At 74.5% G+C, this 10,023-nt stretch carries 7 protein-coding genes and 1 pseudogene; 4 read left to right on the top strand and 4 right to left on the bottom strand.

All coding sequences use genetic code 11. The features are described 5' to 3' along the window. The 3 genes and pseudogenes from IH44_RS0128860 to IH44_RS0128850 all read left to right on the top strand — a co-directional run. Window positions 1–328, top strand: a 328-nt coding sequence (locus IH44_RS0128860) for an FGGY-family carbohydrate kinase (RefSeq protein ID WP_255358133.1), incomplete at its 5' end; no start/stop codon positions are given. A 211-nt stretch (window positions 329–539) separates the two neighbouring features. Further along, window positions 540–1,744 (top strand): annotated as a pseudogene (locus IH44_RS41585) (glycerol-3-phosphate dehydrogenase/oxidase); the annotation flags it as partial. A 238-nt stretch (window positions 1,745–1,982) separates the two neighbouring features. Further along, window positions 1,983–3,803: an ABC transporter ATP-binding protein gene (locus tag IH44_RS0128850; protein WP_030462688.1), complete on the top strand. Its 1,821-nt coding sequence runs from the start codon at window positions 1,983–1,985 to the stop codon at window positions 3,801–3,803. 10 nt (window positions 3,804–3,813) lie between these two features. On the opposite strand, the gene sigJ is transcribed toward IH44_RS0128850, so the two are convergent. Further along, window positions 3,814–4,707: an RNA polymerase sigma factor SigJ gene (gene sigJ, locus IH44_RS0128845; protein ID WP_107066645.1), complete on the bottom strand. Its 894-nt coding sequence runs from the start codon at window positions 4,705–4,707 to the stop codon at window positions 3,814–3,816. A gap of 143 nt (window positions 4,708–4,850) precedes the next feature. On the opposite strand from sigJ, the gene IH44_RS0128840 reads away from it, so the two are divergent. Further along, window positions 4,851–5,897 carry a nuclear transport factor 2 family protein gene (locus IH44_RS0128840; RefSeq protein ID WP_030462686.1) on the top strand — a complete coding sequence of 349 codons (1,047 nt, stop codon included), beginning with the start codon at window positions 4,851–4,853 and terminating at the stop codon, window positions 5,895–5,897. A 43-nt stretch (window positions 5,898–5,940) separates the two neighbouring features. On the opposite strand, the gene IH44_RS0128835 is transcribed toward IH44_RS0128840, so the two are convergent. From IH44_RS0128835 to IH44_RS0128825, 3 genes are all read right to left on the bottom strand, one after another. Further along, window positions 5,941–6,603, bottom strand: a complete 663-nt coding sequence (locus IH44_RS0128835; protein ID WP_030462685.1) for an NADPH-dependent F420 reductase — start codon at window positions 6,601–6,603, stop codon at window positions 5,941–5,943. A gap of 122 nt (window positions 6,604–6,725) precedes the next feature. Beyond that, window positions 6,726–7,397 carry a 1-acyl-sn-glycerol-3-phosphate acyltransferase gene (locus IH44_RS0128830; protein ID WP_030462684.1) on the bottom strand — a complete coding sequence of 224 codons (672 nt, stop codon included), beginning with the start codon at window positions 7,395–7,397 and terminating at the stop codon, window positions 6,726–6,728. Between the two features lie 243 nt (window positions 7,398–7,640). After that, window positions 7,641–9,821: a bifunctional glycosyltransferase/CDP-glycerol:glycerophosphate glycerophosphotransferase gene (locus IH44_RS0128825; protein ID WP_198545063.1), complete on the bottom strand. Its 2,181-nt coding sequence runs from the start codon at window positions 9,819–9,821 to the stop codon at window positions 7,641–7,643. Between the last annotated feature and the right edge of the window lie 202 nt (window positions 9,822–10,023).

Below are 10,023 nucleotides of genomic sequence, written 5' to 3'. Positions count from 1 at the left end.
GAAGGACTCCGGGGTGACGTTGACCGCCCTGAAGGTCGACGGCGGCATGACGTCCAACAACCTGCTGATGCAGAACATCGCGGACGTCCTCGACGCCCCGGTGGAGCGGCCGTACGTGGCCGAGACCACCGCGCTGGGCGCCGCCTACGCCGCCGGTCTGGCCGTCGGGTTCTGGGACGACCTGGAGACCCTGCGCGCCAACTGGCACCGCGCCGCCGAGTGGACGCCCCGGATGGACGCCGACACCCGCGACGCCGAGTACAAGAAGTGGCTCAAGGCCGTGGAGCGCACCATGGGTTGGGTCGAGGAGGACGAGGACAACAGCTGACGCACCACCACCAGCCGGCCGGGCGAGGACAGCCCGGCCGGCCGGTCCCGTTCCGCCCCCGGGCCCGCCGCACCGGGCCCGCCCGGCCCTCCAGCAGGGGCCGCACCGCACACCGGAAGGAGACACGGCGCCACCGACCAGGGCGCCGTACACACACCATGGCAACCATCCCGACCCTCGGTGCCGAGCGCACCCCCGGACACACCGTCTCGACGTGGCCCCGCACCTGGTCAACCCGCTGACCTTCTTCGTCCCCGTCTACAAGGGCGGCCCGCACTCCGCCCCCAAACTCGGCGCGGGCGTCTTCCTGTACTCGGCGCTGTCCGCGTTCCGCGACGGCATGGGCCGGGTCTCCACCGCCGCGCACGCCGCCCCGTCATGACGGTGCGCGCCGCCGTCGAGGCCGGCGCCGTGGTGCTCAACCACGCCGAGGTCACCGGCCTGCGCTTCACCCGCGGCCGGGTCACCGGCGCCGAGCTCAAGGACCGCCTGGACGGCGCCGAGTTTGGCGTGGACGCCCGGCTGGTGCTGAACGCCACCGGCCCGTGGGTCGACCACCTGCGCAAGCTGGAGGACGCCGGCTCCGCCCCGTCGATCCGGCTCTCCAAGGGCGCCCACGTGGTGGTCAAGCGCCGCAGCCCGTGGCGGGCCGCGCTGACCATCCCGATCGACAAGTACCGGGTCTCCTTCGCCATCCCGTGGGAGGACCACGTCCTGCTCGGCACCACCGACGAGGAGTACACCGGCGACCCGCTGGACGTCCGCGCCACCGAGGCCGACGTCGACCAGATCCTCTCCGAGGCCGGGCACGCCATCCGCGACGAGCACCTGCGGCGCGAGGACATCACCTACTCCTTCGCCGGCCTGCGGGTGCTGCCCGGCGGCCCCGGCGACACCGCCGCCGCCAAGCGCGAGACCGTCGTCACCGAGGGCCGCGGCGGCATGCTGTCGGTGGCGGGCGGCAAGTGGACCACCTACCGGCACATCGGCCGGGTCGTGCTGGAGAAGCTCAAGCACGCCCCGGGCGTGGGCCTGGCCGAGGACGTCTCGCCGATCCCGGCCACCGTCCCGCTCCCCGGCATCGGCGCCCCCAACGCCGTCGCGCACCGCCTGCTGATCGACCGCGAGCCCGGCTCCCGGATGGACCCGCTGATCGCCCGCCACCTGGCCTCGCACTACGGCACGCTCTCCTTCGACCTGGCCCGCCTGATCGCCGAGGACCCCGCCCTGGGCGAGCCGGTGCACCCCGACGGCCCGGACGTGTGGGCGCAGGTCGCCTACGCGGCCGACAGCGAGTGGGCGTACACGGTGGACGACGTGCTGCGGCGCCGCACCACCATGACGGTGCGCGGCCTGGACACCCCGGAGGTGCGCGAGCGGGTGGCGGCCTTCCTGGCCGGGCGCGGCAAGGCGTAGCGGCCGGGGCCGGCGGGCCCTCCCGGGGAGCGGCGGGGACTCCCCGGGCGGGGCCGCCAGGGCCTCGCGGCCGGCGGCGGGAAGACGGAGCAGAGGAAAGGCAGGGCGGAGGAAAGGGAGGGCAAGGGGGAAGGCGGAGGGCGGCGGCGGGAATGCGGAGAAGCTTAGGTTTGCTAATGGTGAGCAAGGCTCGCTAAGATCGGGCCCGCCAGCTCCGCCGACCCCCGAGGAGGCCCCCGTGCGACCGGACCGGATCGACTGGACTCCGCCCAAGGGCGAGGCCAAGCAGCCCGCCCAGGTGCGGCGGATCCTCCGCCTGTTCCGGCCCTACGCCGGCCGGCTCGGCGTGGTCGGGCTGCTGGTCGCGGCCTCCGCCGTGGTGTCGGTGGTGACGCCGTTCCTGCTGCGCGCCGTCCTGGACACCGCGATACCGCAGGGACGCACCGGGCTGCTCAGCCTGCTCGCGCTCGGCATGATCGCCGCCGCCGTGGTCACCAGCGTGCTGAACGTGCTGCAGACGCTGATCTCCACCACCGTCGGCCAGCGCGTCATGCACGACCTGCGCACCGCCGTCTACCGGCACCTGCAGCGGATGTCGCTGGCGTTCTTCACCCGCACCCGCACCGGCGAGGTGCAGTCCCGGATCGCCAACGACATCGGCGGCATGCAGGCCACCGTCACCGGCACCGCCACCTCGCTGGTGTCCAACCTGACCGCGGTGGTCGCCAGCGTGGCCGCGATGGTCGCGCTCGACTGGCGGCTGACCATCGTCTCGCTGCTGCTGCTCCCGGTGTTCGTCTGGATCAGCCGCCGGGTCGGCCGCGAACGCAAGAAGATCACCGGCGAGCGGCAGCGGCAGCTCGCCGAACTCTCCTCCGCCGTCCAGGAGTCGCTGTCGGTCAGCGGCATCCTGCTCGGCCGCACCATGGGCCGCTCCGACTCGCTGACCCGCGAGTTCGCCGACCGCTCGGACGGATTGGCCGACCTGGAAGTGCGCTCCAGCATGGCCGGGCGCTGGCGGATGTCCACCATCGGGATCGTGATGGCCGCGATGCCCGCGCTGATCTACTGGGCGGCCGGCCTGGCCTCCGCCGCCGGCGCGCCGATCGTCTCGCTCGGTACCCTGGTCGCCTTCGTCTCGCTCCAGCAGGGCCTGTTCCGGCCCGCCGTCAGCCTGCTGTCCACCGGTGTGGACGTGCAGACCTCGCTCGCCCTGTTCCAGCGGATCTTCGAGTACCTCGACCTGCCGGTGGAGATCGCCGAACCCGAGCACCCCGTCCACCTGGCCGAGATCCGCGGCGACGTGCGCTTCGAGAACGTCGAGTTCCACTACCGCCCCGACCAGGACCGCCCGACCCTGACCGGCATCGACCTGACCGTCCCGGCCGGCGGCTCGCTCGCCGTGGTCGGCGAGACCGGCTCCGGCAAGTCCACCCTCTCCTACCTGGTGCCGCGGCTGTACGACACCACCGGCGGCCGGATCCTGATCGACGGCGTGGACGTGCGCGAACTGTCCTTCGAGACGCTGGCCCGCGCGGTCGGCATGGTCTCCCAGGAGACCTACCTGTTCCACGCCTCGGTCGCCGACAACCTGCGCTTCGCCAAGCCCGACGCCACCGACGCCGAACTCGTCGCCGCCGCCCGGGCCGCCCAGATCCACGACATGATCGCCGCCCTCCCCGACGGCTACGACACCATGGTCGGCGAACGCGGCTACCGCTTCTCCGGCGGCGAGAAGCAGCGCCTGGCGATCGCCCGCACCGTGCTGCGCAACCCGCCGGTCCTGATCCTCGACGAGGCCACCAGCGCCCTCGACAACCAGACCGAGCACGCCGTCCAGCAGGCCCTGGACACCCTCGCCGCCGGCCGCACCACCCTCACCATCGCGCACCGGCTCTCCACCGTCCGCGACGCCGACCGGATCGCCGTCCTCGACCGCGGCGAGATCGCCGAACTCGGCACCCACGACGAGCTGGTGGCCCGCGACGGCCGCTACGCCGCACTGCTCCGCCGCGAGGCGCCCCCGGTGCCCGCCGCGGTGCCGGCCGCCGCGGCCTGAGCGGGAGGGATCAGACCCAGGGGCGCAGCTTCTCCGGGTTGCGCACCCCCCACACGTGGGTGATCCGGCCCCCGGCGGTGCGGAACGCGAACACCGCCACCACCGCCCCGTCCAGCCGGGCCACCAGCCCGGCCTCCCCGTTCACCAGGCCCTCCCGCAGTTCGATCCGCGGCTGCGCCCGGGCGAACGCCGCCACCGCCAGGGCGATCGCCCCGCCGCCCGACAGCGGCTCCAGCCGGGCCTGCACCAGCCCGCCGCCGTCCGCCACCACGGTGGCGTCCGGGTCCAGCAGCCGCACCAGCGAACGGACGTCCCCCGCCTCCCAGGCCCGCTTGAACTCCCGCACCAGCAGCGCCCGCTCCCCGGCCGGCTCGACCGGCGGCCCGGCCGCCCGGACCCGGCGCCGCCCCGAGGCCGCCAACTGCCGGCAGGCCGCCGCCGACCGGCCGACCACCGCCGCCACCTCCGGGAACGGGTACCGGAACACGTCGTGCAGCACGAAGGCGACCCGCTCCGCCGGGGTCATCGACTCCAGCACCACCAGGAACGCCATCCGCACCGACTCGTCCAGCGTGACCAGCTCCGCCGGGTCCCCGGCCGCGCCGTCCCCCGGCAGCGGCTCCGGCAGCCACGCGCCCACGTACCGCTCCCGGCGGACCCGGGCCGAACCCAGCAGGTCCAGGCAGATCCGCCCGGCCACCGTGGTCAGCCACCCGCCGGGCGCCACCACCTCCGCCCGGCGCTGCGGCGGCAGCGCGTACCAGCGGGCGTACGCCTCCTGCACCACGTCCTCGGCGTCGGCCAGCGAGCCCAGCAGCCGGTACGCCAGGTCGGTCAGCCGCCGCCGCTCGGCCGCCACCGCGCGCAGCGCCCCGTCCCGCCGGTCCTCCACGGTGTCCTCCACGTCTCCGCTCCTCCTGCTCGGGCCGTCCGCTTCCCCCAGGAGGACCGGACAGCGCCCCGGAACGTGACATCCGGCCCGCACCTCACACTCCGGGCCGCCGTTTCGTCGTACCGGCAGAAGGAAACGAACGGACGGAGAGAGCGATGGACACCTTCCAGCAGGTCGCGGACCGGGTCGAGATCCTGGCCCTGCAGGCCGAGTTCACCGACGCGGCGATGATGCGCGACCGGGCCCGGCTGGCCGCCCTGTTCACCCCCGACGGGGTGCTGCGGATGCCCGACGTCCCGATCGAGCTGACCGGTCCCGAGCAGATCCGCACCGGCGGCGAGAAGCTCCAGGAGCAGTGGGAGTTCTTCGTGCAGAACACCCACCCCGGCGCGGTCCGGATCGACGGCGACACCGCCACCGGCCGGGCCCACATGCACGAGGTGGTCCGGCTGCGCGACGGCCTGCAGGGCCTCAACTACGCCATCTACCACGACCGCTACCGGCGCACCGGCCAGGGCTGGCGGTTCACCGAACGGGTCTACGAGATCCGGTACTTGGACACCACCCCGCTCGGCGGGACCGCCCCCGGCAGCGCCCGACCCGACCCGGCCGCCCCCGCCGCCGAGGACCGGCTCCAGCGGGCCGCGGCCGCGCTGTCCGGGCACGGCTTCGCGGTCGAACTCCTGGACGGCGCCGCGGCCGCCCGCGAGCGGATCGGGGAACTCCTCCCGGCCGGCGCGAGCGTGCTCACCACCGCCAGCGAGACGCTCCGGCGCTCCGGCATCGAGGAGGACGTCAACGCCCGCCCCGGCGCGGTCAAGCCCCGGCTGCTCGCCATGGACCGGGACCGGGAGGCCGACGAGCTGCGCCGCCTGCTCGCCACCCCCGACGTCGTGCTCGGCAGCGTCGCCGCCGTGGTCGAGACCGGCGCCCTGGTGCTCGCCTCCGGCTCCGGCAGCCAACTGCCCGCCAACGGCGGCGGCGCGGCCCACGCGATCTGGGTGGTCGGCGCCCAGAAGCTCGTCCCCGACCTGCCCGCCGCGCTGCGCCGGATCGAGCAGCACGCCCTCCCGCTGGAGAGCGCCCGCACCGAGGCCGCGTACGGGCAGCCCAGCGCCGTCAACCAACTGCTGGTGCTGAACGCCCCGCCGCGGCTGGCCCGCGGCACCGTCCTGCTGCTGCGCGAGGCGGTCGGCTACTGAGCGGCGGCCGCCGGCCCGGGCTCCCCGGGCGGGCGGCCGGTGGTCAGCCGCGGAAGTTCGCCGGGCGCTCCGGGGAGGCGGCGGCGAGCGCCTCGGTGACGCCCGCGACGCCGGCCCGCAGGCCGTAGACCGGGGTCTCGGGCTGCTGGCGCCAGGAGTCGTCGATGCCGCCGGAGTCGACGGTGTCGAAGCCGAGGGCGTCGATCAGCTCGCGCACCCGCTGCTTGGCGGCCGGGTCGTCGCCCGCCACCGGCAGGGCGATCCGCTCGGGGTCGCCGGCCGGGCGGGGCGCGTCCAGGATGTCCTGGGCGTAGGTGCCGTTGAACGCCTTGACCACGGGGTGGCCGAGCTGCTGCTCGACCCAGCGGCTCTCGGTCAGCCCGCCGTCCTCGATGGCGTCGATCCGGCCGTCCCGCTCGCGCGGGTAGTAGTTGTTGGTGTCGAGCAGGACGAAGCCCTCGGCCGCGCCCGCGAGCAGGTCCTTGGGGAGGGCGGGGACGTTCTTCAGCGGGATGGTCACCACGACCAGCTCCGCGCCCGCGGCGGCCTCGCCGACCGGGACGGGCGTCGCGCCCGTCTCGGCGGCCAGGTCGGCCAGCGTCTCGGGGCCGCGCGAGTTGGCCACCGCGACCTGGTGGCCGAGGGAGGTGAGGCGCCGGGCCAGGTTGCCGCCGATGTTGCCCGCGCCGATGATGCCGATCTTCATGGGATGCGCTCCGTGCCTGTCGGGTCCGTGTCGCGGGCGCCGGGAGGGGACGCCCACGAGGAAGCCGAACCGGCGCGGCCGCGCCGTTGTTCCCGGCGCGGGCGAACATTCCTGACGGGACGTCAGGCAGCCTTGGGGGACTCGTTGTACTGCTCGGCCGGCTCCTGGCCGGAGAGCGCCTGGATGGCGGCCATCACCTCGTCGGTGACCTGGCGGCGGGCCTTGGCCGAGCGGGCCTGGCCGTGCAGCTCGTCGAAGTGCAGCGGCTCGCCGAACTTCACGGTGATCTTCCGCAGCCGGGGGATCCGCTTGCCGACCGGCAGGATGTGCTGCGGGCCCTCCAGCGCCACCGGCACCACCGGGACGCCGGCGGTCAGCGCCAGCCAGGCCACGCCGGTCTTGCCGCGGTACAGCCGGCCGTCCAGCGAGCGGGTGCCCTCCGGGTAGATGCCGAACGCCCGGCCGGAGTTGAGGATCTCCAGGCCCTCGTCCAGCGAGGCGGTGGCGGCCCGGACGCTGCCGCGCTCCACCGGGACGGCGTTGATCACGTGGGTGAAGAAGAACCGGGAGACCGCGCCCTTGACGCCGGTGCCGGTGAAGTACTCGGCCTTGGCGAGGAAGAACACCTGGCGCGGCGCGGCCAGCGGGATCACCACGCTGTCCACGAACGACAGGTGGTTGCTGGCCAGGACCACCCCGCCCTTGCGCGGCACGTTCTCCAGGCCCTCGATCGTCGGCCGGTACAGGGCCTTGGCGAGCGGCTTGAGCACGAGCTTGGTGACGAGGTCGATCACGGTGTGGCCCTCCCTGGCCGGACAAACGGAGCAGGCCGGGGGACGCCCCCGGCCGGGGTCTCGCCGCGGGGCGAGGCGCGCGGCTCGGACGAGAACCAAACCACTGGGTAACGGACCGCAGACTACGACATGCACCCCGCGGTCCGTCCACACCGGCGACCGCCGCGGCGCTGCGATCCTTGTCACGCCCGGCCCGTGGACCCCCGCCGTCTCAAGGAGTGGGACGGCGGGGGTGGTTCGGGCTCAGGCCCGGACCGGGAAGATCCGGCTGACCACCCGCTCGGCGGCCCGGCCGTCGTCCCAGGGGCAGAACCGCTCGCGGAAGCGCCGCCGGGCCTCCGGCTCCGGGTCGCCGGCCAGCAGCGCCTCGGTGAGCGCGTCCTGCTCGGTGGCGACCGCGCCGGGCGGCTCCTCCATCAGGTCGAAGTACACGCCGCGGACCTCCTGGTACTCCTCCCAGTCGGGGGCGTACACCGCGATCGGGCGGTCCAGCACCGCGTAGTCGAACATCATCGAGGAGTAGTCGGTGACCAGGACGTCCGCGGCCAGGTAGAGGTCCTCGACGACGGGGTGGTCGGAGACGTCCAGCAGGGTCGCCGAGCCGGGGGCGGCGGTCAGGTCGCCCGCGCCGCCCTCGTGGAAGTAGTGGGTGCGCACCAGCACCGTCCAGCCGGGGCCGAGCCGTTCGGCCAGCGCGGGCAGGTCGAGCAGCGGCAGGTAGCCGCCGCGGGACTCGCGGTGGGTCGGCGCGTACAGCACGGTGCGCTGCCCGTCGGCGACGCCCACCGCCCGGCGGGCGTCGACGCACTGCTCGGGGGTGGCCAGCGCCAGCCGGTCGTTGCGCGGGTAGCCGGTGTCCAGGACCTGGTAGGTGCCGGGGAAGGCCCGGGCGAAGTGCTTGCTGGTGTGCGGGTTCGGCGAGACCAGGTAGTCCCAGCGCCCGACCACCTCGCGCAGCCGCTCGAAGTCCATCCCGTCCGCGGCCAGCGGCCGGTCCACCAGGTCCATGCCCATCGCCTTCAGCGGGGTGCCGTGCTGGGTCTGCACGTGCACGGTGCCGGTCCGCTTGGTCATGGTGTGCGGGAAGTTGACGTTGTTGACGAAGTACTTGGCGGTGGCCATCGCCTTCAGGTACGCGGGCGTGTTGACGATCACGTACGGCACCCCGGCGGGCAGCGTGGCGGCCCGCTCGGCGTTCTCCACCACCCACACGCCGTGCACCTGCGGGGCCAGCTCCCGGGCCTTGGCGTAGATCGCCGCCGGGTTGCAGGCGTACCCGCGGTGCCAGTACGCCGCGTACACGGCCAGGTTCTCGTCGACCGGCAGCCGCTTGAAGGCGTTGTACGCGGTGAACCGGGCGCCGCTGCGGACCGCCTTCTTCACCCCGGGCGCCACCGCCCTCGTCCCGCGCTTGACCGCGCCCGGCAGCCGGCCGCCGCGGCGCAGCTCGGCGTAGGCCCGCCGGGAGCCGCGGGCGGCCAGCCGGTACTGGACGCCGCGCACGCCGGGCGGGTAGCGGTAGCCGGCCGGGCGGTGCTTGGCGAAGTGGCCGGTGATCCGGGCGAAGAACTCCGCGCGCAGCTCGGCCGGGACCAGGCCGGGGGTGTCGTAGACGGTCAGGGCCTGCTTGACGGTGCGGTCGAAGACCAGGGTGCGCAGGGCGTTCGCCCGGTCGTCGCGGTCCAGGAAGGCGAAGATCGCGTCGTACTGGGCGAAGGCGTCGGCGTGCTTGGCGGAGGAGGTGGCGGTGATCGCGCCGGGGCGCCCGCGCCGGTAGTTGTAGCAGGGGCGGTCGAGGTAGAGCAGCCGGTCGGCGGCGAGCAGCAGCGGGTAGGTGACCGAGATGTCCTCGTAGTAGCCGCGGCCGAACTCCACGTCCAGGCCGAGCAGGTACTGGCGGCGCATCACCTTGTTCCACACCGCGAGCACCGCGTTGAACAGCGCGGGGTGCTCGGCGGCGGTGCAGCCGGACACCAGCGGGGAGCCGGCCAGCACCCGGCGCCAGGGGTTCGGCTCCCGGCCGCCGTCGGGGTAGACGTGGGTGAAGTCGGTGAGCAGCACGTCGGCGGGCACCTCGCGGGCCGTCTCGGCGCGCAGTTCGCCGAGCACCGCGTCGATGCTGCCCTCGGGCAGCCAGTCGTCGCTGTCGACGAACCAGACGTAGGTGCCGGTGGCCTCGGCCAGGCCGGCCGCGCGGGCGCCGCCGAGGCCCCGGTTCTCGGCCAGGTGCAGCACCCGCATCCGCGGGTCGGCGGCGGCGTGCGCGTCCAGCAGGGCGCCGCAGTTGTCGGGGGAGCGGTCGTCCACCGCGATCAGTTCGACCTCGCCGGGGGCGGCGCCGTCGGCCCGGAGCGAGTCCAGGCACTGCGGCAGGAAGCGCTCCACGCCGTGAACGGGCAGGACGATGCTGAGCAGGGGTGGCACGTGCGTTCACTCCGCGAAGGATGGGGTGGCTGCCGGCTGGTCGCCCGGTACGGACACTCTACCGAGCGGCGCGGGGCACTCCCGGGGAGCGGTCGGGAACGCGGGCAGGCGCGGGGAGCGGCGGGGGAGCCGGGGAGGGGCCGGGCCGCGGCACCCCGGGCGCAGGTGGTCGGGGTGGACCGGGGTGTCGCGGACGGCACAA

Origin of the sequence: Kitasatospora sp. NRRL B-11411, assembly GCF_000721345.1 — a bacterium.
Classification (GTDB): domain Bacteria; phylum Actinomycetota; class Actinomycetes; order Streptomycetales; family Streptomycetaceae; genus Kitasatospora; species Kitasatospora cineracea.
The sequence above is the reverse complement of the archived record's forward strand: the minus strand, read 5'-3'. Positions and strand labels throughout refer to the sequence as shown.